Genomic DNA, 22,305 nt, shown 5'->3' on the forward strand with positions numbered 1-22,305 from the left:
TCTCCGGCCGCGAAGCCACAAAGAGAATTTCTACATGTCGAACGTCCAACAAGGTCGTACATGGAGAAAGTCATGAACAGCTCTTGCCGATGGGTCCTAGTCAAGCGATTTGCCGAAGTCACCGGCTATTCCGAGAATGCCGTCCGCCACAAGGTCAAGAATGGGATTTGGGTACAGGGGCGCATCTGGCGCAAGGCCCCGGATGGCCGCGTGTTCGTAAACCTTGTTGAATTCGAACGCTGGGTAGAAAGCGAGCGCTATCCAACTTCACACTGATGCCCGCTGAAGCAAATCTGCCCTTCCGCTGGTACTCGCCCGCCCTTGAAATACGCTCATTGAGCGCATTATAGTCCACATTATCCCGCAGGCACCGACTCCCTTCGCACCCTGTCACTCGATCAGGCCGCGACATGCTACGCGGGCCAAATCAGGAGGAATACGGAGGACTGACTATGGCGGGCAAAGAAAGCAGGAAGACGGGTTATACGGGCATCGAAATCCACGGAAACTCGATCCGCGTCTATTTCATGTACAAGGGCGTCCGACATCGGCACACCCTGGGCATCGAACCAACGAAGGCCAACCTCAAGCACGCGGCAGGCTTGCGCAGCGCAGCCCTGTTCGCACTGAGATCTGGTAACTACAACGAAGCCGATTTCTTCCCGCATTCCCGTCCGGCAGAGACGCTTGCCGTTGCCGGCAAGCGCTTGGACGATCTCTGTGATCGCTACAAACCGCTCAAGGCAGTGGATCTCACGCCGGAGACAGAGTCGCGGTACGAGATTGCGCTGAATACTTGCCTAGAGCTCATCGGCCGCAACCGCCAAGTCAACACCCTACTGCCCGAGGACATACAAAAGCTAAGAGTGGACCTGATCGCCACGCGCGCGGTTTCGACGGTCAACCACTACCTCGCCACTTTTGCCGGTTTCCTCTACTGGTGCGAGAACAACGGCTACTGCGGCGAACTCGGCAAACATTGCACCCGCTTTACCAAGAGCAACAAGGAGCCCGATCCGCTCACTCTCGAAGAGTTCAATGCCCTCATCGAGAAAGGTTGTCTGCACCCGATCGACAAGGCGGCCGTCACGCTCGCCGTCTACACCGGCCTACGGCCTGGCGAGTTGCTTGCATTGGCCGTTGAAGATGTGGCTCCAGATTTCAGCAAGATCAAAGTGCGGCGTTCGATTACGCAATCGGCCACATTCAAGGTGCCCAAGACCAAGAAGGATCGCACCGTGCTGTTGTATCCACCGGCGCGCGAGGCCCTGAAGATCCTCGTCGCCGATGCCGAACAACGCAATGCGGCAGAGCTGCGGGTCTGGCTCAACCGTCACGAATCCCGCACCGACCGAGTGCGGGTTCTGCTATCACCGAAAACCCAGGCACGCAAAAAGGACGTGAACGATTATTTCGTACCAAGCGCCTGGAACAGCAAGTGGGCCAACCTGATCCGGCGATCAGGCATCCGGCCACGCCCGCCCTACCAAACCCGGCACACCTATGCCTGCTGGAACCTGACTGCACGTGGAAACTTGGCGTTCATCGCCAACCAGATGGGCCACAGCGACTACTCCATGCTTGTGAAGGTGTACGCTCGCTGGATTGACTCGGAGTCCCCCAGGGAGTTGGAGCGTATATGGGAAGGCATGCTGAGCATGGCTAGGAATACTCCTGAGAAGCTGGCAGCTTGAACTTCTGCGAGCTGCGTCCTCGCGCTTCCTTCCAGCGAAGATAGTTAGCGATCCGATGCCACCACTCAGGTCGCCGAGAAGCATTGCATCGGCGACCGCATCAACTACTTTTGAGACGCTGAAGAGAAAGTGCTGTGATTCCGTCATGGATCCACGGGGCCCTCTTGCAGCGTAAACCCCACATGGTTTCACTGACGATTAGCCTAGCCAGTACGCGCGTTGAGCATATAATTCGGCCGCATTCTTATGGCCTGCGCTGTTGCAGCGCTTGGATAACCGGCACTCTATGAACTCCCCACTGAAGTCACAAAGCCCCACGCCGGCCGCCATCCGGAAAGCTCGCGTCACAGCTGGGCTAACCCAGACGAAAGCGGCTCAGGCGGTTCAGGCCTCGCTGCGCGCCTGGCAGCAATGGGAGGCGGGCGACCGCACGATGCCACCCGGTCTTTTCGAGCTGTTCATGCTGAAGACCGGACAATGGTCGCTCGATGACCATGACGTGACACAGTGACCCTCAAGGATAGTCTCGTGCCAATACGACTAGGCGAACTAACCCCAGTTTCGAAACCACGCCAAGCGCCTGGAGTGCTCAACAGGAGCATCAGCCCCGATCCGTTGAGCGGAGAGCGCTATTCGAAGCGCGAAAAGGTCAATGCCCAGTGGAGAGCTTCAGCGTCCCTGAGGGAGCTGGAGCACATCGGGTGGGGCAAGCACGTCGCGGCGAGATTACCCCAAATCTGCCCCAGCAGTCAGACAAACGAATTATAAGCGATTGATTTTAATGACTAAAATTGACCTTTCATCACACACACCGATGATGCAGCAGTACTGGAAGCTGAAGAACCAGCACCCGGATCAGTTGATGTTCTATCGCATGGGTGACTTCTACGAGATTTTCTACGAAGACGCGAAGAAAGCAGCCAAGCTGCTCGACATCACCCTGACCGCACGCGGCCAGTCGGCCGGCCAATCGATCCCCATGTGCGGCATTCCTTTCCATTCGCTCGAGGGCTACCTGGCCAAGCTGGTCAAGCTCGGCGAATCGGTGGTGATCTGCGAACAGATCGGCGACCCGGCCACCAGCAAGGGGCCGGTGGAGCGTCAGGTGGTGCGTATCATCACCCCCGGCACCATCAGCGACGAAGCCCTGCTCGATGAGCACCGCGACAACCTGCTTGCTGCAGTCCTCGGTGATGAGCGCCTGTTTGGTCTGGCCGTGCTGGACATCACCAGCGGCCGCTTCAGCGTGCAGGAGATCAAGGGCTGGGAAAATCTGCTGGCCGAACTGGAGCGCCTCAGCCCCGCCGAACTGCTGATCCCGGACGACTGGCCGCAGGGCCTGCCCGCCGAGAAGCGCAAGGGCTCGCGCCGCCGCGCCCCCTGGGATTTCGACCGCGACAGCGCCTTCAAGAGCCTGTGCCAGCAATTCAGCACCCAGGATCTGAAAGGCTTCGGCTGCGAGAACCTGACCCTGGCCATCGGCGCCGCCGGCTGCCTGCTCAGCTATGCCAAGGAAACCCAGCGCACCGCCCTGCCCCACCTGCGCAGCCTGCGTCACGAGCGCCTGGACGACACGGTGATCCTCGATGGTGCCAGCCGCCGCAACCTGGAGCTGGACATCAACCTCGCCGGCGGCCGCGACAACACCCTGCAATCGGTGATGGATCGCTGCCAGACCGCCATGGCCAGCCGCCTGCTGGGCCGTTGGCTGAACCGTCCGTTGCGTGACCGCGCGGTGCTGGAGGCACGCCAGGACGCCATCGCCCGCCTGCTCGATGGCTATCGCTTCGAAACGCTGCAGCCGCAGCTCAAGGAAATCGGCGACCTGGAGCGCATCCTCGCCCGTATCGGCCTGCGCAACGCCCGCCCACGCGACCTTGCCCGCCTGCGCGACGCCCTGGCGGCACTGCCCGAGCTGCAGCTGGCGATGACCTCGCTGGATACCCCGCACCTGCAACAGCTGGCCAGCAGCATCTCCACCTACCCGGAGCTGGCCGACCTGCTGGCCCGCGCCATCATCGACAACCCGCCGGCGGTGATCCGTGACGGCGGCGTGCTGAAGACCGGCTATGACGCCGAGCTGGACGAACTGCAGGCCATGAGCGAGAACGCCGGACAGTTCCTCATGGATCTGGAAGCACGGGAGAAGGAGCGCACCGGCCTAGCCAACCTCAAGGTCGGCTACAACCGCGTGCACGGCTACTTCATCGAACTGCCGACCAAGCAGGCCGAGTCGGCGCCGGCTGACTACATCCGCCGGCAGACACTCAAAGGTGCCGAGCGCTTCATCACCCCCGAACTGAAAGAGTTCGAGGACAAAGCGCTGTCGGCCAAGAGCCGCGCCCTGGCCCGCGAAAAGATGCTCTACGACGAGTTGCTCGAGCGCCTGATCGGCCATCTGGCGCCGCTGCAGGACAGTGCCGCAGCCCTCGCCGAACTGGACGTGCTGAGCAACCTGGCAGAGCGCGCGCTGAATCTCGACCTGAACCGCCCACGCTTCGTCGACGAACCGTGCATGCGCATCGACCAGGGCCGTCACCCGGTGGTCGAGCAGGTGCTAACCACGCCCTTCGTGGCCAACGACCTGGATCTCGACGACAACCGGCGCATGCTGGTCATCACCGGGCCGAACATGGGTGGTAAATCCACCTACATGCGCCAGACCGCACTGATCGTGCTGCTGGCCCATATCGGCAGCTTCGTGCCGGCGGCGGCCTGCGAACTGTCGCTGGTCGACCGCATCTTCACCCGTATCGGCTCCAGCGATGACCTGGCCGGCGGCCGCTCCACCTTCATGGTGGAGATGAGCGAAACAGCCAATATTCTGCACAACGCCAGCGAGCGTAGCCTGGTACTGATGGACGAGGTCGGACGTGGCACCAGCACCTTCGACGGCCTGTCGCTGGCCTGGTCGGCGGCCGAGCACCTGGCGCGCCTGCGCGCCTTCACCCTGTTCGCCACCCACTATTTCGAGCTGACCGTGCTGCCGGAAAGCGAGCCGGTGGTAGCCAACGTGCACCTCTCGGCCACCGAGCACAACGAGCGTATCGTCTTCCTCCACCACGTTCAGCCAGGCCCCGCGAGCCAGAGCTACGGCCTGGCCGTAGCGCAACTGGCTGGTGTACCCGGCACGGTGATCAGCCGCGCACGCGAGCACCTGGCGCGCCTGGAGGCCACCAGCCTGCCGCACGATCTGCCACGCCAGGCGCCCGGCCAGCCGCAAGCGCCGATGCAGAGTGACCTGTTCGCCAGCGTGCCGCACCCACTGCTGGAGCAATTGCACAAGATCAACCCGGATGATCTGACTCCGCGCAAGGCGCTGGAGCTGTTATATACATGGAAGACGCAGATCTAACGTTCAATACAACAAACTGCTAGAATCGCGCGCAATTTTACGACCGCCCGGTTTACAGCCTGAGCCGCGGCCACATACAGAGCGCCTGGCAGCCCTTCATAGAAAGGGCCCAAGCCGCCGCCCGAGGAGAGAATCAGACATGACCTTCGTCGTCACCGACAACTGCATCAAGTGCAAATACACCGACTGTGTGGAAGTCTGCCCGGTCGACTGCTTTTACGAAGGCCCGAACTTCCTGGTCATTCACCCGGATGAGTGCATTGATTGCGCCCTGTGCGAGCCGGAGTGCCCTGCGCAGGCGATCTTCTCGGAAGACGAGGTACCAGAGGATCAGCAGGAGTTCATCGAACTGAACGCCGATCTGGCCGAAGTGTGGCCGAACATCACCGAGAAGAAAGATGCACTGCCGGACGCCGAAGAGTGGGATGGCGTGAAGGACAAGCTGCAACACCTGGAGCGCTGAGTTCGCCCTGAAACACAAAGACCCGCCAAGTGCGGGTCTTTTACTTTCAGGCTCCGGGCCGACTGCCCGCCAGGCTGGCGCCACAAACAGCACGCGCAAAAAAGGGGCGGCTTGCGCCGCCCACTTTTATTCCCTAATCCCTTTATTTCCCAACTCATCATCCTGATGAATCGCTTCTTGCGATGTTCCTGATCATCATCCTGATGATCTGTGCTTGTCCCTGAGCACGGGTGTGATATTAGCTGTTACGGGCAGCGGCACAACCCGGCCAAAATTTATACCGCCTGTTCACTTATCTTATAAAAACCTTATAAAACAATAATTTAAAAACAAATTCAGTAAAAGAGCTGGGTTTTCAACACAAACACTGACAACACCTGTAAGCGATGACTTACATGGGTTCGCATAAAAAACCCGGCCGGAGCCGGGTTCATGATCGAAGCGAAACCTCACTGGAACAAGGCGTCGCTGGACAAGCCGTTCTTCTCCAGGATTTCCCGCAGACGCTTGAGCGCCTCAACCTGAATCTGCCGCACCCGCTCGCGGGTCAGGCCGATCTCCTGCCCCACTTCTTCAAGGGTACAACTTTCATGGCCGCGCAGACCGAAGCGACGCACAACAACTTCCCGTTGTTTGTCGGTCAGGTCGGAGAGCCACTGATCAATGCTCTGCGACAGATCATCGTCCTGCAACAGTTCGCAGGGATCGGTCGGGCGATCATCGGTCAGGGTGTCGAGCAGCGTCTTGTCCGAATCCGGACCAAGCGAGACGTCCACCGAGGACACTCGTTCGTTGAGGCCGAGCATGCGCTTGACCTCGCCCACCGGTTTTTCCAGCAGGTTGGCAATTTCTTCCGCAGAAGGCTCATGGTCAAGCTTCTGGGTCAGTTCACGAGCTGCACGCAGGTATACGTTGAGCTCCTTGACCACATGAATCGGCAAACGGATGGTTCGCGTCTGGTTCATGATGGCGCGTTCGATGGTCTGGCGGATCCACCAGGTTGCATAGGTCGAGAAACGGAACCCCCGCTCCGGATCGAATTTTTCCACGGCGCGAATCAAGCCGAGGTTGCCCTCCTCGATCAGATCGAGCAGAGAGAGACCACGGTTGACGTAACGCCGAGCGATCTTCACGACCAGGCGCAGGTTGCTCTCGATCATGCGTTTGCGCCCGGCAGGATCGCCCTTCTGCGCCAGACGCGCGAAGTGCACTTCCTCTTCGGGAGTGAGCAAGGGAGAGAAACCGATTTCGTTGAGGTAAAGCTGAGTGGCGTCTAGCGCCCGGGTGTAGTCGATGTATTTGTGCTGCTTGGAGGGGGTGGCGTTCTTGGCCTTGGTACGTGCGACCGGTGCTTCCACCTCATCGCCCTGAACCTCGCCGAAAACGATGCCTGGCTCCATGAGGAGCAGTTCATCGTCGACGTCAAACTCCGGCGCTTCTTTTTTGATGAGAGCCATTGTTGTTGTCCCTAGCTGAGTTCGACAACAGACTCTGGCGGAACCGTCCTGGCCACACCTGAGCCCGTCCCTCCTACGTGATGGAACGGGTCAGCGACGGATCAACGACGTGGCAGATATTGCAGCGGATCGACAGGTTTACCTTGGCGGCGAATCTCGAAGTGCAGCTTCACCCGGTCGGCCCCTGTGGACCCCATTTCGGCAATACTTTGCCCGGCTTTGACCTGCTGCCCCTCCCGTACCAACAACCTGCGGTTATGACCGTAAGCACTTACGTAGGTATCGCTGTGTTTGATGATGATCAACTCGCCGTAGCCCCGCAAACCACTCCCGGCGTACACCACTGATCCATCAGACGCAGCTAAAACAGGCTGGCCTAATTGCCCTGCGATATCAATGCCTTTATTCAAACTACCGTTTGAGGAAAAACGACTGATCACTGTGCCCTCGGTTGGCCAGGACCAACCACTGGCCGAGCGACTCACTGGTGTTACTGGCGTAGTCGCTGGCGTGTTGGCTACCGGCGGGCGGGCGGGCTGAGTTGCAGGCGGCGCAGTCACGGCAACCGGCGGACGACTGGGCACTGGCTGAGTGACAACGGGCGAGGTGGCCGCAGGCGGTGCCGAAACGACCGGCTGACTGCTGCCCACCGGGCGGTTGTCGAAACGGATCGTCTGACCCACGCGGATCAGATAGGGATCGCGCAAACCGTTATGAGCAGCGAGTGCCTTCCAATCCCAGCCGAAACGAAAGGCGATCGAATAGAGGGTATCGCCACGCTGCACCACATAGTGGCCATCACGTACGGGCTGACGCTGAACCACCGGGGCACGCCCCTGATTCTGGCCACGGTCGACCACCTGTACGCCACCCGGTGGCGAGCTGACGCAACCGGCCAACGCGGAGGCGGCAAGCATGGCGAGCGGCAGGCGAAACGCTGCAACTGCGCGGACTAGCACGTGAAGGACGGTGAAACTCACCCAACTGCTCCCTGAATGATTCCGAGTACGGCGCCCATTGTGCCGTATTTATTCGGTGCGACCAGTATCGAGCGCCTGACGACCAGCCAGCCACTCCAGGCCAAGCACCAAGGCGATACCGCCGATTGCCAATACCACGGCAAGCAAGAGCTGTGGGTCCTGGCCACTGATTTCTGCAAAATGCCCCGGTAGCAGATTGCTCTGCAGCAGCGGCACCTGCTCACCTTTACTGTCGATACGCCAGCTCAGGGTCTCCTTCCAGGGCCAGACCTTGTTCAGCGAACCCAGCATCAGGCCGACCAGAAACGCCAGACTGAGGTCACGCCAACGTGACAGCAGCCAACTGAGCAGACGCGCGAAACTGAGAATGCCAACCAGGCAGCCGCTGGCGAACACCGCCATGACCAGCAGATCGAGGTCCTTGACCGCACCCAGCACCACCGAATAGAGGCCGAGCAGAAGCAGGATGAAGCTGCCCGAGATACCCGGCAGAATCATCGCGCAGATGGCGATGGCACCGGCCAGGAACAGGGTTGGCAGATCACTACCCCACTGCATCGGAGCGGCAACGGTGATCCAGTAGGCGAAAGCCAGGCCAAGCAGAAAACTCACCGCCCGGCTCCAGTTCCAGCGAATGATCTCTCGCCCGACCATATAGGTAGACACCAGAATCAGGCCGAAGAAGAACGACCATACCGGAATCGGATGGTACTCAAGCAGATAGGTGATCAGCCGCGCGAGTGTGAGAATGCTGGTCAGGATGCCGCACAGCAGCACCAGCAGGAACGTCGCGTTGGCCATCTGCCAGGCATCCTTGATGCGGCCCCGCAGCAGCAGCAGGAACGCTTCGGGAATGCTGGCGATGGAGCGCAGCAGCTCGTCATAGATACCACTGATAAAAGCGATGGTGCCGCCGGAAACGCCGGGCACGACATCTGCAGCGCCCATCGCCAAGCCCTTGGCATAGAGCAGAAAATATTTCTTCATGGATCCTTCCGCTGCGAAAAAGCGATCAAGCCAGCGGCCCGTTGAGTAGCGGCACGAAGCGCACCGCATCGAGCACGTGACGGGAAAAACCACCCTCTTCACGCACGATCAGCAGCAGTTGCTGCACATCGCCACTGCCGACCGGAATGACCAGACGTCCGCCTGGAGCCAGTTGATCGAGCAAGGCCTGCGGCACTTGCGCGGCGGCGGCGGTGACAATGATGCCGTTGTACGGACCGAGCGCGTTCCAACCTTCCCAGCCATCACCCCAGCGAAAGACCACGTTGCGCAGCTTGAGTTCGGCCAGACGCTCCTTGGCACGGTCCTGCAGCACCTGAATACGCTCGACCGAAAACACTCGCTCGACCAATTGCGCCAGCACGGCGGTCTGGTAACCAGAACCGGTACCGATTTCCAGCACCTTGTCCAGCGGGCCCGCCGCCAACAGCAGCTCGGTCATGCGCCCAACCATGTATGGCTGGGAAATGGTCTGGTTATGGCCGATGGGCAGCGCGGTGTCTTCATAGGCGCGGTGCGCCAGGGCTTCGTCGACGAACAGATGACGCGGCGTACGGCGGATCACTTCCAGTACCCGCGCGTTGGACAGCCCTTCCTCATAGAGACGCTGGATCAATCGTTCGCGGGTGCGCTGCGAGGTCATGCCGATCCCGCTGCGCTGCATCTCGTCCTGTCCGCGCATCAGAAGATGCCCTCCAGCCAGCCATCCATAGTTTCGAGGGCCTCATTGAACGTGCGATCGAGCCGTAGCGGCGTGATCGATACATAACCTTGCATCACGGCATGAAAATCGGTGCCCTGACTGCCATCCTCGACATCACCGGCGGCGGAAATCCAGTAACCTTCCTTGCCACGCGGGTTGACCACCTTGACCGGCGCCGCCGCACGCGCGCGATGACCGAGTCGGGTCAGCTGCACACCACGGATATGTTCCAGCGGCAGGTTCGGCACGTTGACGTTGAGTACGGTACGCGGTGGCAGTTCGAGTCGCTCGTGCGCCTCCACCAGTTTGCGGGCGAAGTAGGCCGCAGTCGGCAGATTGTCGGACAGGCGCGAAAGCAGCGAAAAGGCGAACGCCGGCTTGCTCAGGAAACGTCCCTCGAGCGCGGCGGCGACGGTACCGGAATAGAGTACGTCATCGCCCAGATTAGCGCCCAGGTTGATGCCGGAGACGACCATATCCGGCGTCTGCTCGAGCAGACCGTTGAGCCCCAGGTGCACGCAATCGGTCGGTGTGCCATTGAGGCTGATGTAGCCATTGGCCAAAGCCATGGGATGCAGCGGACGATCGAGCGTCAGCGCACTGCTGGCACCGCTCCTGTCTTCGGCAGGGGCGATCACCACGCACTCGGCATAGTCGGCCAGCGCTTGGTGCAACGCAGCGATACCGGGCGCGTTCACCCCGTCGTCGTTGGAAATCAGAATTCGCATGGAGTATCCGTCTGCCCTGCTGGCACCAAATCGAGCAATTCGCGCACCACCACGGTGGCGAAACACCCGGCCGGCAGGACGAATGCAAGTTGCAGAATATCGGGTTCGGGATAATGCCATGACAGGCCGCCGATGGGGAGGCGCAGAATTCGCCGTTCGTGCGCCATGTCCGCCTTGATCAGCCATTGCACCAGTTGCGCAGCCTCATCGGCTACTTCCTGCTCCAGCTGTCGGGTCTCACCAGCGGTCGGCAAAGGCCCGTCGCCCCACAGCGGCCCGGTGGGATGCAGGTCAAGAATGGCCAGGCGCGGGTCAATGCACTCGGTCTCACCGGCCATGAAGAAGCTGCGGCTGGCAGTGAAGGCCAGCAAGTCACCGATCTGCGCCTGGTTCCAGGTACCAGCGGCCACGCGCTTGGCCAACACTTGATTGAACAGATAGCTGCGTGCCGAAGAGAGCAGTCGCGAGCGCAGGTTGCGCTGCACCGGCAACTCCAGGCGCGCGGCAAAATCGCGGGCCTGCTCGACATTGCCGCCATCGAAGCCAAAACGCTGCAAGCCGAAGTAATTGGGCACGCCTTGCGCGGCGATACGTTGTAGACGCTGCTCCAGCGCATCGCGATCCGCTTCGAGGGCAGTCAGGCGCAAGGTGAAACCATTGGCGGCATGGGCGCCACGCTGCAATTTGCGGTTGTGCCGCTGGCTGCGCTGGATGACCAGATCATCGCCCTGCGCAGCCGCCAGATCGGGATCGGCCTTGCCCGGCAGGTGCAGGCTGAACCACTGGCGGGTCAGCGCCTGACGATCCTTGAGTCCCGCGTAACTGACCGCCTTGAGCGGCAGGCCGGCAGCGCGGGCGATACGCCGAGCGGCCTCCTCGGTATTCAGGCCGCGTTTTTCCACCCATAGCCAGAGGTGCTCACCCTGGCCAGTGAGCGGGATGTCGAGCACCTCGTCGACCTGGAAGTCCTCGGCCGTGGCCTTGAGCACCGCGCGCCCACAGGCCTCGCCGTGGGCGCGCGGCCCGAGCAGTTGCAGCTCGTTCATGCCTTGACCAGCAGGGCCACGGCGTGCACCGCGATACCTTCCTCACGCCCGGTGAAACCCAGCTTCTCGGTGGTGGTGGCCTTGACGTTGACCTGATCCAGCTCGATGCCCAGATCCTCGGCAATGCGCTCGCGCATGCTCTGAATGTGCGGAGCCATCTTCGGCGCCTGGGCGATGATAGTGGCGTCGACGTTACCCACCGCGTAGCCCTTGCCCCGCACCAGGCCCATCACATGGCGCAGCAGGGCGCGGCTGTCAGCGCCCTTGAGGGTCGGATCGGTATCGGGGAAGTGCTTGCCGATATCGCCCAGCGCCACGGCGCCAAGCAGCGCATCACTCAGGGCGTGCAGCAGCACGTCACCGTCGGAGTGAGCGACAAGACCGAATTTATGGGGAATCCGTACGCCGCCGAGGGTGATGAAATCGCCTTCGCCGAAGCGGTGTACGTCATAGCCATGACCGATACGCATAAAGAACAACGCCCTGAAAAAGTCAGGGCGTGATTCTAACCGCATTGCCCCGTAGCCCGGATGAAATCCGGGGAGCGAATTTCTCGGATTTCATCCGGGCTACGACTACCGCAAAGCGGCAGCGTGATGACGCAGGTGATCGTCGATGAAGCTGGCGATGAAGTAGTAGCTGTGGTCATAGCCCGGCTGCATGCGCAGCGTCAGCGGATGAGCGGCCGTCTTGGCAGCAGCCTGCAACGCCTGCGGCTTGAGCTGGCCTTCGAGAAAATCGTCACGATCGCCCTGATCGACCAGGATCGGCAGTTTCTCGCTGGCTTCGGCGATCAGCACGCTGGCATCCCACTCACGCCAACGCGAACGCTCCTCGCCCAGGTACAGGGAAAAGGCCTTCTCGCCCCACGGGCAGTTCATCGGATTGCTGATCGGTGAGAACGCCGATACCGACTGATAACGCCCCGGATTCTTCAGCGCACAGATCAACGCACCGTGACCGCCCATGGAATGGCCGGCGATGCCGCGCTTGTCCGAGACGGGGAAGTTGGCCTCGATCAGCGCTGGCAACTCCTGCACCACGTAGTCGTACATGCGGTAGTGCCGCGCGAAGGGCTCCTGGGTGGCATTGACATAGAAGCCTGCACCCAGACCGAAGTCATAGGCGCCGTTGGCGTCATCGGCCACGCCCTCGCCACGCGGGCTGGTGTCCGGCGCGATGATGATCAACCCCAGTTCGGCTGCCATGCGCTGAGCGCCAGCCTTCTGCATGAAGTTCTCGTCGGTGCAGGTCAACCCGCTCAGCCAGTACAGCACCGGCAGCTTGGCACCCTGCTCGGCCTGAGGCGGCAGATAGACGGCGAACACCATGTCGCAGTTGAGGCTGCTGGAGCGATGGCGGTAGCGCTTGTGCCAGCCGCCGAAACTCTTGTTGCTGGAAACGATTTCGAGGGTCATGACCACTCCTTAGGGTGCGCCATGCGCACCAAGAGTTAGCGGTGCGCGCAGCCCAGGCGGCCCGCGCACCCTACGAAAGAATCCGCACGACCATCAGCCGTGCGGCGCGCCATCAAAAATGGATGACGGTACGGATGCTCTTGCCCTCGTGCATCAGCTCGAACGCTTCGTTGATCTCGTCCAGCCCCATGTTGTGGGTGATGAAGGTGTCCAGCGGAATCTCGCCGCTCTGCGCCTTCTCGACATAGCTCGGCAGCTCGGTACGACCCTTGACGCCACCGAAGGCACTGCCGCGCCAGACGCGGCCGGTCACCAGTTGGAATGGGCGGGTGCTGATCTCGGCACCGGCCGGCGCAACGCCAATGATGGTCGACTCGCCCCAGCCCTTGTGGCAGCACTCCAGCGCGGCGCGCATCAGTTGCACGTTGCCGATGCACTCGAAGCTGTAGTCGACGCCACCGTCGGTCATCTCGACGATGACTTCCTGGATCGGCTTGCTGTGATCCTTCGGATTGACGAAGTCGGTGATGCCCAGCTCACGTGCCACGGCTTCCTTGGCCGGATTGATATCGATGCCGATGATGCGCGAAGCCTTGGCCATCTTGGCGCCGATGATCGCCGCCAGTCCGATACCGCCCAGGCCGAAGATGGCCACAGTGGAGCCCTCGGTGACCTTGGCGGTGTTGAGCACGGCACCAATACCGGTGGTCACGCCACAACCGAGCAGGCAGACCTTCTCCAGCGGCGCCTCCTTGGGGATCTTGGCCAGGGAGACTTCCGGCAGCACGGTGTACTCGGAGAAGGTCGAGCAGCCCATGTAGTGATAGATCGGCTCGCCGTTGTAGGAGAAGCGGCTGGTACCGTCAGGCATCAGACCCTTGCCCTGGGTGGCGCGCACCGAGCTGCACAGGTTGGTCTTGTTGGATTTGCAGAATTTGCACTCGCCGCACTCGGCGGTGTACAGCGGGATCACGTGGTCGCCGACCGTCAGCGAGGTGACCCCCTCGCCCACCGCCTCGACGATGCCACCACCTTCGTGACCGAGAATGCAGGGGAACACGCCCTCGCTGTCCTGGCCGGACAGGGTGTAGGCGTCGGTGTGGCAGACGCCGGTCGCGACGATACGCACCAGCACCTCGCCCGCCTTGGGCGGCGCCACATCGACTTCGACGATTTTCAGGGGTTCATTCGGGGCGAAGGCGACGGCGGCACGAGACTTGATCATGACAGTTCTCTCAGGGGAGCGTGGACAGTGGTCGGCAGTCTAGTTCATGTCCAATACGAGATAATCAGCAGAAGAGCAAAACATTATTGCTGTACAGGGATAATATTGGGTCTCCTTACATTGCCCGCAAGCGGGCTCCTACAGGGGCAGCCGGATGCAATCGGCAGCACAGGAGAAGAAGCATCGATGAATCGCTGGGAAGGACTCGACGAATTCGTTGCCGTCGCCGAATGCGGGCAATTCAGTGCCGCCGCCGAGCGCCTGGGATTGTCCACCTCGCAGGTCAGCCGCCAGGTCGCACGCCTGGAAGAGCGCCTGCAGAGCCGCCTGTTCTACCGCAGCACCAGACGGGTCGCGCTGACCGAGGCCGGCCAGTTGTTTCTACAACACTGCCAGCGCCTGCAGGATGCCCGCGAAGAAGCGCTGCGAGCAGTCGGTGATCTCGGCGCTGAACCCAAGGGGCTGTTGCGCATGACCTGTGCGGTGGCTTACGGCGAGCGCTTCATCGTACCGCTGGTCAACGACTTCATGGCGCGGCATCCGCAATTGCGCGTGGAGATCGAACTGTCCAACCGTCAGCTCGACATGCTGCACGAAGGCCTGGACCTGGCCATCCGCCTGGGGCGCCTGCAGGACTCGCGTCTGATGGCCGCACGCCTGGCACCTCGCGAAATGTACCTGTGCGCAGCCCCCGACTATCTGCAGCGCTACGGGCGTCCGCACTCGTTATCCGAGCTAGCCCGACACAACTGCCTGGTAGGTAGCAGCGACCACTGGAGCTTTGCCCAGAACGGCCGTGAAACCCAGGTGCGCATACAGGGTAACTGGCGTTGCAATAGCGGCCAGGCCGTGCTCGACGCAGCGCTGCGCGGTTTTGGGCTGTGTCAGTTGCCGGACTATTACGTATTGGAACACCTGCGCAGCGGCCGGCTGATCTCCCTGCTGGAGCAGCACCGCCCACCCAACACAGCCGTCTGGGCACTCTATCCGCAGCAGCGACATCTCTCGCCCAAGGTACGTCAGTTGATCGACTCGCTGCGCCAGGGACTTGGCCAACGCGCCGAATACCTCGATCACTCCTGAGGTTCTGCAACAACCTTGTCACCCAGCTGAACGGTCATGGAATGTCACAAGCCGGGGCGAAACTTGAGCGAGACGACCGCGTCACAACCCATGCACCCCGCCCAAACGGGGCCTCACGAACTCAGCTACATGAGGACATGGTTATGCAGGTTCTGGTCAACAGTGGTAAGCACGTCACCTCCTCGATGGACTTCAAGGACGACATTCGCAGTCGCATCCGGGACAAGCTCCAGCGCTACGAGGACCACCTCACCCGGATCGAAATTCATCTCTCCGACGAGAACGCGCTCAAGAGTGGCCCACAGGACAAGCGCTGCAAGGTCGAGGCACGAATGAAAGGACGCGATCCACTGACGGTCTCCCACGATGCCAGCGAACTGCAGCAGGCGATCGACGGCGCCATGAACAAGCTGACCAACGCGCTGGATCGCAACCTGGGCAAAGATGCCAAGCGCTGGACACACTGATGCGACAGTTCTAGTTCAACGGCCTTGCGACCATACGGACTGTAGATAATGCAAATCTTCCGGGCGGGTAACCTTGAGGTTGTCCGCCCGGCCTTCGATGAGCCGGGGCGACTGCCCTGCCCACTCCATGGCCGAGGCTTCATCGGTCACTGCCACACCTTCTTCCAGCGCTTGCGCCAGTGACTCGCGTAACGCCCCCAGGCGGAACATCTGCGGTGTGTAGGCCTGCCAGATCACGCTACGATCCACGGTCTCCAACACTCGACCATCGCTGCCGACACGCTTGAGCGTATCGCGCACCGGCACCGCCAGCAGGCCGCCGACCGGATCATCGGTCAGACTGTCTAGTAGGCGATCCAGGTCCGCAGGGGTGAGATTGGGACGCGCGGCGTCGTGCACCAGCACCCAATCATCGCTATCGGCACCACCGGCCAGTAACGAGTCCAGCCCGGCCAGCACCGAGTCGGCGCGCTCACGCCCGCCAGGCGCACGGCGGATGCGCAGATCACGCGCCAGTGGCAACTGCGGCCAGAACGGGTCATCCACGGCAACGCATACCACCGCGCCCAACAGGCCGGGATGATCGAGAAAACAATGCAGGGTATGTTCGAGAATGCAGCGGCCGGCGATCTGCAGGTACTGCTTGGGGCGGTCGGCGGCCATCCGCGCGCCGACGCCAGCGGCCGGGATCACCAGCCAGAATTTCGTGGTCATTCGGTCAGCAGATAGAGGGTTTCACCCTCTTTGAGCATGCCCAACTCGTGACGCGCGCGCTCTTCCACGGTTTCCATACCGCGCTTGAGCTCCATCACCTCGGCCTCGAGAATACGATTGCGCTCCAGCAACCGCTCGTTCTCGCCCTCCTGTTCGGCGATCTGCTGTTGCAGACGGCTGGCAGCAGCCAGGCTGCCGTCGCCAATCCACAGTCGATACTGCAGACCGACCAGCAACAGGATCAGCACGATAAACAGCCAATACGGACTACGCATGGAGCGGCTCGCAGATTGAGTCATCGGCATGGTAGGGGCTGCGTTCATGCTTGAAAAGAAGCCGTCTGATGAGTGACATGGGGTTTCGGTACCTGCATCCGTGCATTGGTTCCCTGGGATCGACGAAGCGTCCACGAAAAAGGCCATGCCCGCAATGACGCAGCCTTTGTAGGAGCGGCTTCAGCCGCGAAAATTCGCGGATAAATCCGCTCCTACAGCATGCAGCACCAACGCTGGGATAACCACGAAAAAGGGCGACTTGCGTCGCCCTTTTCAGTCTACACGACGGTTAACCGCGGAACTCGGCACGGCCCTTGTATGGGGCTTTGGCGCCCAGCTGCTCTTCGATACGCAGCAGCTGGTTGTACTTGGAAACGCGGTCGGAACGGCACAGCGAACCGGTCTTGATCTGACCGGCGGCAGTACCCACGGCCAGGTCGGCGATGGTGCTGTCCTCGGTTTCGCCACTGCGGTGCGAGATCACGGCGGTGAAGCCAGCAGCCTTGGCCATCTGGATGGCTTCCAGGGTCTCGGTCAGCGAGCCGATCTGGTTGAACTTGATCAGGATCGAGTTGCCGATCTTCTCGTCGATGCCGCGCTTGAGGATCTTGGTGTTGGTGACGAACAGGTCGTCGCCAACCAGCTGTACCTTGGCACCGATCTTGTCGGTCAGGACTTTCCAGCTGGCCCAGTCGGACTCGTCCATGCCGTCTTCGATGGAGATGATCGGATAACGCTCGGTCAGGCCCGCCAGGTAGTCGGCGAAACCTTCACCGCTGAATACCTTGCCTTCGCCGGCCAGGTCGTATTGACCGTCCTTGTAGAACTCGCTCGATGCGCAGTCCAGCGCCAGGGTCACGTCGTCGCCCAGCTTGTAGCCGGCATTGGCAACGGCTTCGGCGATGGCGGCCAGAGCGTCTTCGTTGGAGGCCAGGTTCGGCGCGAAGCCGCCTTCGTCACCCACAGCGGTGTTCAGGCCACGGGCCTTGAGCACGGCCTTGAGGTGATGGAAGATCTCGGCGCCCATGCGCAGCGCCTCGGCGAAGCTCGATGCGCCAACCGGCTGCACCATGAATTCCTGGATGTCGACGTTGTTGTCGGCATGCTCGCCGCCATTGATGATGTTCATCATCGGCACCGGCATGGAGTAGACGCCCGGGGTGCCGTTCAGATCAGCGATGTGCGCGTACAGCGGCACGCCCTTGGCCTGAGCAGCGGCCTTGGCGGCAGCCAGGGACACGGCGAGGATGGCGTTGGCGCCCAGCTTGGCCTTGTTCTCGGTACCGTCGAGTTCGATCATCGCGCGGTCCAGGGCCTGTTGATCGGTCGCGTCCTTGCCCAGCAGCAGGTCACGGATAGGGCCGTTGATGTTGGCGACGGCTTTCAGCACGCCCTTGCCCAGGTAACGGCTCTTGTCGCCGTCACGCAGCTCCAGCGCTTCGCGCGAGCCGGTGGAAGCGCCGGACGGAGCGCACGCGCTGCCGACGATACCGCCTTCCAGAATTACATCCGCTTCCACGGTGGGGTTGCCGCGGGAGTCGAGAACCTCACGACCCTTGATGTCGACGATCTTTGCCATTCTTGATAACGCTCCAAAGGTTGACGATAAGACGGCAGCAGCAGGCTGCACTGGGCCGTCGCTGCCGGAGGGCAGATCGACGGCTCACTCTGACTCACGGGTCAGGGGGATTTTTCTCGGGCGGCACTTTACCGGATTACGACCGGCTCAGGCAGTCTCGATCGGCGGAAAACTCTTGATCAGGTCATCCAGCTGCTTGAGCTGAGTGAGGAACGGCTCCAGCTTGTTCAGGCGCAGGGCGCATGGACCGTCGCACTTGGCGTTTTCCGGATCCGGATGGGCTTCGAGGAACAGGCCTGCCAGGCCCTGGCTCATGCCGGCCTTGGCCAGATCGGTAACCTGGGCGCGGCGACCGCCAGCAGAGTCGGCGCGGCCACCCGGCATCTGCAGGGCGTGGGTCACGTCGAAAAACACCGGGTACTCGAACTGCTTCATGATGCCGAAGCCGAGCATGTCCACCACCAGGTTGTTGTAACCGAAGGAGCTGCCGCGCTCGCAAAGGATCAACTGATCATTACCAGCCTCTTCACACTTGGTGAGGATGTGCTTCATTTCCTGCGGAGCGAGGAACTGCGCCTTCTTGATGTTGATCACCGCGCCGGTTTTGGCCATGGCCACCACCAGATCGGTCTGCCGCGAGAGGAAGGCCGGCAACTGGATGATGTCGCACACCTCGGCCACTGCAGCCGCCTGGTGCGGTTCGTGAACGTCGGTGATCACCGGCACGCCGAAGGTCTTCTTCACTTCCTCGAAGATCTTCATGCCCTCTTCCAGGCCCGGGCCGCGGAAGGAGGTGATGGAAGAGCGATTGGCCTTGTCGAAGCTGGCCTTGAACACGTAGGGGATGCCGAGCTTCTCGGTCACCCGCACGTATTCCTCGCAAGCCTGCATGGCCAGGTCGCGCGACTCGAGCACGTTGATGCCACCGAACAGCACGAACGGCTTGTCGTTGGCGATCTCGATGCCGCGAACCTTGATGATCTTCTGTGCCATGCGTTAAGCCTTCTTCGCTTTCTGCGCCAGCGCAGCGTTGACGAAACCGCTGAACAGCGGGTGACCGTCACGCGGCGTTGAAGTGAATTCCGGGTGGAACTGGCAAGCGACGAACCACGGATGATCCGGCGCCTCGACCACTTCCACCAGCGCGCCGTCGCCGGAACGACCGGTGACCTTCAGGCCTGCCTCGGTCAGTTTCGGCAGCAGGTTGTTGTTCACCTCGTAACGGTGACGGTGACGCTCGACGATCACGTCCTTGCCGTAGCAGTCATGCACCAGCGAACCGGCCTGCAGCTGGCAATCCTGCGCCCCCAGGCGCATGGTGCCGCCCAGATCGGAGCTCTCGCTACGCTGCTCGACGCTGCCTGCGGCATCCTGCCACTCGGTAATCAGACCCACTACCGGGTGAGCGCTGGCCATGTCGAATTCGGAAGAGTTGGCGTCGGTCCAGCCCACCACATTGCGGGCGTACTCGATCACTGCCACCTGCATGCCGAGACAGATACCCAGGTAAGGGATCTTGTTCTCGCGGGCGTACTGCACGGTCTTGATCTTGCCTTCCACGCCACGCAGACCGAAGCCGCCCGGCACCAGGATGGCATCGACACCTTCGAGCAGCGCGGTGCCCTGGTTCTCGATGTCTTCGGAGTCGATATAACGCAGGTTGACCTTGGTACGGTTCTGGATGCCGGCATGGCTCATCGCTTCGATCAGCGACTTGTACGCATCGAGCAGCTCCATGTACTTGCCGACCATGGCGATGGTGACTTCTTTTTCCGGGTTGAGCTTGGCATCGACCACGCGATCCCACTCGGAAAGATCGGCGCCGCCACACTCCAGGCCGAAACGCTCGACGACGAAGTCGTCCAGACCCTGGGCATGCAGCACACCCGGAATTTTGTAGATGGTGTCGACGTCTTCCAGGCTGATCACCGCACGCTCTTCGACGTTGGTGAACAGGGCGATCTTGCGCCGCGAGGACACATCGATCGGATGGTCGGAACGGCACACCAGCACGTCCGGCTGCAGGCCGATGGAGCGCAGCTCCTTGACCGAATGCTGGGTCGGCTTGGTCTTGGTCTCGCCAGCGGTGGCGATATACGGCACCAGAGTCAGGTGCATCAGCATGGCGCGCTTGGCACCCACTTCCACACGCAGTTGGCGAATGGCTTCGAGGAACGGCTGCGACTCGATATCGCCGACGGTGCCACCAATTTCCACCAGGGCCACGTCGGCATCGCCGGCGCCCTTGATGATGCGACGCTTGATCTCGTCGGTGATGTGCGGAATCACCTGGATGGTCGCGCCCAGGTAATCACCACGGCGCTCCTTGCGCAGCACATCTTCGTACACCCGACCGGTGGTGAAGTTGTTGCTCTTGGTCATCGTGGTACGGATGAAGCGCTCGTAGTGGCCCAGGTCGAGGTCGGTCTCGGCGCCGTCGTGGGTGACGAACACCTCACCGTGCTGGAACGGGCTCATGGTGCCCGGATCGACGTTGATGTAAGGGTCCAGCTTGAGCATGGTGACCTTCAGGCCCCGCGCCTCCAGGATGGCCGCCAGTGAAGCCGAGGCGATGCCTTTCCCCAATGAAGAAACAACACCACCCGTGACGAAGATGTAGCGCGTCATGAAAAACCCTAGAAGTCTGCGTTTAAGCGGTCAGTGCCGCCGGGGAAAGCGAAGGAGCGCCATCAGTACGAACAATGGCAAGCTCGCCAAGCTCCCTGAGGGAGTCGGCAAAAGCTGTAGTAAGACGGGAGCGTAGTCTACCCGAAAGGCCTTACCAGCTCAAACCTTGCGCGCCGATAGGCGGCGACCAATGCAGACGCGCCCCGCTGGCCTGTATTTCTGACGACTGCGACAGGTTCGCCACCGCCATCAGCTCATCGCCCTCGAACAGCAACGGCAAGCGTGGGCGCACGAATGCCGGCACGCGCAGCTCGTTGAGCAGACGCTTGAGATCACGCCTGCCGCGCCCCGGCAGCTGCAGCGACTCACCACCCTGGCGGTAACGCAAATGCCAGCGACCTTGCGGCAACTCGCCCTGTAGATGCACATGACCATTGCCGGGAAGTTCGACCGATTCGGAAAACGAGTCGCAGGCTAGATCGAGTGGATCCAGCGGCCGCAGCCACTCGCCACTGAGCCACCAAAGCCGCCCATCGGCACGGTGCAACTCGCCATCGGTCAGTTTCCAGATCGGCGCCGCATCCGTGGCGGCATCACGCAGGTCACACCAGCCGGCCCAGTGATCGCTATCGGGCAGGCGCGTCAGCGGCGCCAGCCAGTAGCGCAGCAGATTACGCTGACGTGCATCGCTCAGCGCGCTCACTGCCGACAATTCCAGAGACGGTAGAGTCAGCCAGGGGCATGCCGAAACGCCATGAACAGTCGCCAGGTCCATCTCGGCCAGCTCACCCAGCAATTGCTGAGCTTCGCCCAGATACCTGGCGCTACGCGCGATATTTGCCGTGACCTGCGGCCAGCGCTCGGCCAGCAGCGGCAACACCCGCCTGCGCAGGAAATTGCGACTGAAACGTTCGTCGGCATTGCTCGGGTCCTCGATCCAGGCAAGGCCATGACTCTGCGCATATTCACGCAACTCAGCTCGAGAGCTGTCGAGCAACGGCCGAAACAGACCGCCCCGCCCCAACGGCCGACTGGCCGGCATCGCCGCCAGCCCGCGCACGCCGGCACCGCGCAACAGACGAAACAGCAGCGTTTCGGCTTGATCGTCGCGATGCTGGGCACTTAGCAACACTTCGCCCGGTTTCAGCCGCTCGCAGAAAGCCTGGTAACGCGCGCTTCGTGCAGCCTGTTCAAGGCTGGCACCTGGCGCGACCTGAACCCTGACGACTTCGAGAGCCATGCCCAACTGCTCGCAGACACGTGCGCAATGCACAGGCCAGGCGTCGCCGGCCGGCTGCAGCCCATGATGGACATGAATGGCGGACAGCGGCGGCAGATCCTCGTGCCGCGCCCAGTCGGCGAGCAGATGCAGCAGCACGCTGGAATCCAGGCCACCGGAGAAGGCAATACGCCACGCAGGGGCCGTAAGCCAGGGCTGCAGAGCCTGGCGCAGGTGAAGTTCGAGAGCAGTCATCATTCAAGCTT

At 61.5% G+C, this 22,305-nt stretch carries 22 protein-coding genes; 7 read left to right on the plus strand and 15 right to left on the minus strand.

The genetic code is table 11. The features are described 5' to 3' along the window. Positions 1–72 precede the first annotated feature (72 nt). The 5 genes from BLT86_RS10650 to fdxA all read left to right on the plus strand — a co-directional run bounded on the left by BLT86_RS10650 (position 73) and on the right by fdxA (position 5,512). Positions 73–276, plus strand: a complete 204-nt coding sequence (locus tag BLT86_RS10650) for a hypothetical protein (protein ID WP_017678222.1) — start codon at positions 73–75, stop codon at positions 274–276. Between the two features lie 176 nt (positions 277–452). Continuing rightward, positions 453–1,694 carry a site-specific integrase gene (locus BLT86_RS10655; RefSeq protein ID WP_017678221.1) on the plus strand — a complete coding sequence of 414 codons (1,242 nt, stop codon included), beginning with the start codon at positions 453–455 and terminating at the stop codon, positions 1,692–1,694. A 286-nt stretch (positions 1,695–1,980) separates the two neighbouring features. Continuing rightward, positions 1,981–2,205, plus strand: a complete 225-nt coding sequence (locus tag BLT86_RS10660) for a helix-turn-helix domain-containing protein (RefSeq protein WP_017678220.1) — start codon at positions 1,981–1,983, stop codon at positions 2,203–2,205. A gap of 270 nt (positions 2,206–2,475) precedes the next feature. Further along, positions 2,476–5,049, plus strand: coding sequence for a DNA mismatch repair protein MutS (mutS, locus tag BLT86_RS10665; protein ID WP_092376588.1), 2,574 nt, complete (start codon positions 2,476–2,478; stop codon positions 5,047–5,049). Between the two features lie 139 nt (positions 5,050–5,188). Continuing rightward, positions 5,189–5,512 carry a ferredoxin FdxA gene (gene fdxA, locus BLT86_RS10670; RefSeq protein ID WP_013716392.1) on the plus strand — a complete coding sequence of 108 codons (324 nt, stop codon included), beginning with the start codon at positions 5,189–5,191 and terminating at the stop codon, positions 5,510–5,512. A 449-nt stretch (positions 5,513–5,961) separates the two neighbouring features. On the opposite strand, the gene rpoS is transcribed toward fdxA, so the two are convergent. The 9 genes from rpoS to BLT86_RS10715 form a co-directional block, all read right to left on the minus strand. Continuing rightward, a complete protein-coding gene (gene rpoS, locus BLT86_RS10675; protein ID WP_004424060.1) occupies positions 5,962–6,969 on the minus strand; it encodes an RNA polymerase sigma factor RpoS in 1,008 nt (335 codons plus the stop codon). Positions 6,970–7,070: 101 nt separating this feature from the next. After that, positions 7,071–7,949, minus strand: a complete 879-nt coding sequence (locus tag BLT86_RS10680; RefSeq protein WP_082469370.1) for a peptidoglycan DD-metalloendopeptidase family protein — start codon at positions 7,947–7,949, stop codon at positions 7,071–7,073. Between the two features lie 48 nt (positions 7,950–7,997). Further along, entirely contained in the window at positions 7,998–8,936 is a 939-nt protein-coding gene (locus BLT86_RS10685) for a DUF368 domain-containing protein (RefSeq protein WP_055985203.1), read from the minus strand. A 25-nt stretch (positions 8,937–8,961) separates the two neighbouring features. Then, the gene (locus BLT86_RS10690; RefSeq protein WP_162237616.1) at positions 8,962–9,597 is read right to left on the minus strand and encodes a protein-L-isoaspartate(D-aspartate) O-methyltransferase; all 636 of its coding nucleotides are present in this window, start codon (positions 9,595–9,597) and stop codon (positions 8,962–8,964) included. Between the two features lie 38 nt (positions 9,598–9,635). After that, positions 9,636–10,385, minus strand: a complete 750-nt coding sequence (gene surE, locus BLT86_RS10695; protein ID WP_055985207.1) for a 5'/3'-nucleotidase SurE — start codon at positions 10,383–10,385, stop codon at positions 9,636–9,638. Continuing rightward, positions 10,373–11,431, minus strand: a complete 1,059-nt coding sequence (gene truD, locus BLT86_RS10700) for a tRNA pseudouridine(13) synthase TruD (protein ID WP_017674764.1) — start codon at positions 11,429–11,431, stop codon at positions 10,373–10,375. The genes surE and truD overlap by 13 nt, the downstream gene beginning before the upstream one ends. Further along, the gene (gene ispF, locus BLT86_RS10705) at positions 11,428–11,901 is read right to left on the minus strand and encodes a 2-C-methyl-D-erythritol 2,4-cyclodiphosphate synthase (RefSeq protein ID WP_017674765.1); all 474 of its coding nucleotides are present in this window, start codon (positions 11,899–11,901) and stop codon (positions 11,428–11,430) included. The genes truD and ispF overlap by 4 nt, the downstream gene beginning before the upstream one ends. Before the next feature lie 105 nt (positions 11,902–12,006). Next, positions 12,007–12,849 (minus strand): S-formylglutathione hydrolase, encoded by an 843-nt coding sequence (fghA, locus tag BLT86_RS10710; RefSeq protein ID WP_017674766.1) that lies wholly within the window; start codon positions 12,847–12,849, stop codon positions 12,007–12,009. Between the two features lie 112 nt (positions 12,850–12,961). Then, positions 12,962–14,074 carry an S-(hydroxymethyl)glutathione dehydrogenase/class III alcohol dehydrogenase gene (locus BLT86_RS10715; protein WP_017674767.1) on the minus strand — a complete coding sequence of 371 codons (1,113 nt, stop codon included), beginning with the start codon at positions 14,072–14,074 and terminating at the stop codon, positions 12,962–12,964. 186 nt (positions 14,075–14,260) lie between these two features. On the opposite strand from BLT86_RS10715, the gene BLT86_RS10720 reads away from it, so the two are divergent. Both BLT86_RS10720 and BLT86_RS10725 read left to right on the plus strand, forming a co-directional pair. Then, positions 14,261–15,157, plus strand: a complete 897-nt coding sequence (locus BLT86_RS10720) for a LysR substrate-binding domain-containing protein (RefSeq protein WP_017674768.1) — start codon at positions 14,261–14,263, stop codon at positions 15,155–15,157. 143 nt (positions 15,158–15,300) lie between these two features. Continuing rightward, positions 15,301–15,624, plus strand: coding sequence for an HPF/RaiA family ribosome-associated protein (locus tag BLT86_RS10725; RefSeq protein ID WP_017674769.1), 324 nt, complete (start codon positions 15,301–15,303; stop codon positions 15,622–15,624). Between the two features lie 15 nt (positions 15,625–15,639). Here the strand turns inward: BLT86_RS10725 and ispD are convergent, their stop codons facing one another. The 6 genes from ispD to tilS all read right to left on the minus strand — a co-directional run bounded on the left by ispD (position 15,640) and on the right by tilS (position 22,294). Beyond that, on the minus strand, positions 15,640–16,338 hold the full coding sequence (gene ispD / locus BLT86_RS10730; protein ID WP_055985210.1) for a 2-C-methyl-D-erythritol 4-phosphate cytidylyltransferase: 699 nt from the start codon (positions 16,336–16,338) through the stop codon (positions 15,640–15,642). Next, entirely contained in the window at positions 16,335–16,613 is a 279-nt protein-coding gene (locus BLT86_RS10735) for a septum formation initiator family protein (protein WP_017674771.1), read from the minus strand. Before BLT86_RS10735 ends, ispD begins: the two co-directional genes overlap by 4 nt. Before the next feature lie 289 nt (positions 16,614–16,902). Next, positions 16,903–18,192 (minus strand): phosphopyruvate hydratase, encoded by a 1,290-nt coding sequence (gene eno / locus BLT86_RS10740; protein ID WP_055985213.1) that lies wholly within the window; start codon positions 18,190–18,192, stop codon positions 16,903–16,905. 147 nt (positions 18,193–18,339) lie between these two features. After that, the gene (kdsA, locus tag BLT86_RS10745; RefSeq protein ID WP_004424035.1) at positions 18,340–19,185 is read right to left on the minus strand and encodes a 3-deoxy-8-phosphooctulonate synthase; all 846 of its coding nucleotides are present in this window, start codon (positions 19,183–19,185) and stop codon (positions 18,340–18,342) included. A 3-nt stretch (positions 19,186–19,188) separates the two neighbouring features. Next, on the minus strand, positions 19,189–20,820 hold the full coding sequence (locus BLT86_RS10750; protein WP_045735092.1) for a CTP synthase: 1,632 nt from the start codon (positions 20,818–20,820) through the stop codon (positions 19,189–19,191). Positions 20,821–20,971: 151 nt separating this feature from the next. Beyond that, positions 20,972–22,294, minus strand: a complete 1,323-nt coding sequence (tilS, locus tag BLT86_RS10755) for a tRNA lysidine(34) synthetase TilS (protein ID WP_092376591.1) — start codon at positions 22,292–22,294, stop codon at positions 20,972–20,974. Positions 22,295–22,305 lie beyond the last annotated feature (11 nt).

This window comes from Pseudomonas sihuiensis (assembly GCF_900106015.1).
GTDB lineage: Bacteria > Pseudomonadota > Gammaproteobacteria > Pseudomonadales > Pseudomonadaceae > Aquipseudomonas > Aquipseudomonas sihuiensis.

Bases quoted from the DNA above. Each gene is read 5' to 3' on its own strand.
- rpoS (WP_004424060.1), bottom strand. From the start codon at position 6,969: ATGGCTCTCATCAAAAAAGAAGCGCCGGAGTTTGACGTCGACGATGAA.
- ispF (WP_017674765.1), bottom strand. From the start codon at position 11,901: ATGCGTATCGGTCATGGCTATGACGTACACCGCTTCGGCGAAGGCGAT.
- BLT86_RS10715 (WP_017674767.1), bottom strand. From the start codon at position 14,074: ATGATCAAGTCTCGTGCCGCCGTCGCCTTCGCCCCGAATGAACCCCTG.
- fdxA (WP_013716392.1), top strand. From the start codon at position 5,189: ATGACCTTCGTCGTCACCGACAACTGCATCAAGTGCAAATACACCGAC.
- fghA (WP_017674766.1), bottom strand. From the start codon at position 12,849: ATGACCCTCGAAATCGTTTCCAGCAACAAGAGTTTCGGCGGCTGGCAC.
- BLT86_RS10690 (WP_162237616.1), bottom strand. From the start codon at position 9,597: ATGACCTCGCAGCGCACCCGCGAACGATTGATCCAGCGTCTCTATGAG.
- BLT86_RS10685 (WP_055985203.1), bottom strand. From the start codon at position 8,936: ATGAAGAAATATTTTCTGCTCTATGCCAAGGGCTTGGCGATGGGCGCT.
- mutS (WP_092376588.1), top strand. From the start codon at position 2,476: ATGACTAAAATTGACCTTTCATCACACACACCGATGATGCAGCAGTAC.
- tilS (WP_092376591.1), bottom strand. From the start codon at position 22,294: ATGACTGCTCTCGAACTTCACCTGCGCCAGGCTCTGCAGCCCTGGCTT.
- eno (WP_055985213.1), bottom strand. From the start codon at position 18,192: ATGGCAAAGATCGTCGACATCAAGGGTCGTGAGGTTCTCGACTCCCGC.
- BLT86_RS10655 (WP_017678221.1), top strand. From the start codon at position 453: ATGGCGGGCAAAGAAAGCAGGAAGACGGGTTATACGGGCATCGAAATC.
- ispD (WP_055985210.1), bottom strand. From the start codon at position 16,338: ATGACCACGAAATTCTGGCTGGTGATCCCGGCCGCTGGCGTCGGCGCG.
- kdsA (WP_004424035.1), bottom strand. From the start codon at position 19,185: ATGGCACAGAAGATCATCAAGGTTCGCGGCATCGAGATCGCCAACGAC.
- BLT86_RS10735 (WP_017674771.1), bottom strand. From the start codon at position 16,613: ATGCGTAGTCCGTATTGGCTGTTTATCGTGCTGATCCTGTTGCTGGTC.
- surE (WP_055985207.1), bottom strand. From the start codon at position 10,385: ATGCGAATTCTGATTTCCAACGACGACGGGGTGAACGCGCCCGGTATC.
- BLT86_RS10660 (WP_017678220.1), top strand. From the start codon at position 1,981: ATGAACTCCCCACTGAAGTCACAAAGCCCCACGCCGGCCGCCATCCGG.
- BLT86_RS10725 (WP_017674769.1), top strand. From the start codon at position 15,301: ATGCAGGTTCTGGTCAACAGTGGTAAGCACGTCACCTCCTCGATGGAC.
- BLT86_RS10750 (WP_045735092.1), bottom strand. From the start codon at position 20,820: ATGACGCGCTACATCTTCGTCACGGGTGGTGTTGTTTCTTCATTGGGG.
- BLT86_RS10650 (WP_017678222.1), top strand. From the start codon at position 73: ATGAACAGCTCTTGCCGATGGGTCCTAGTCAAGCGATTTGCCGAAGTC.
- truD (WP_017674764.1), bottom strand. From the start codon at position 11,431: ATGAACGAGCTGCAACTGCTCGGGCCGCGCGCCCACGGCGAGGCCTGT.
- BLT86_RS10720 (WP_017674768.1), top strand. From the start codon at position 14,261: ATGAATCGCTGGGAAGGACTCGACGAATTCGTTGCCGTCGCCGAATGC.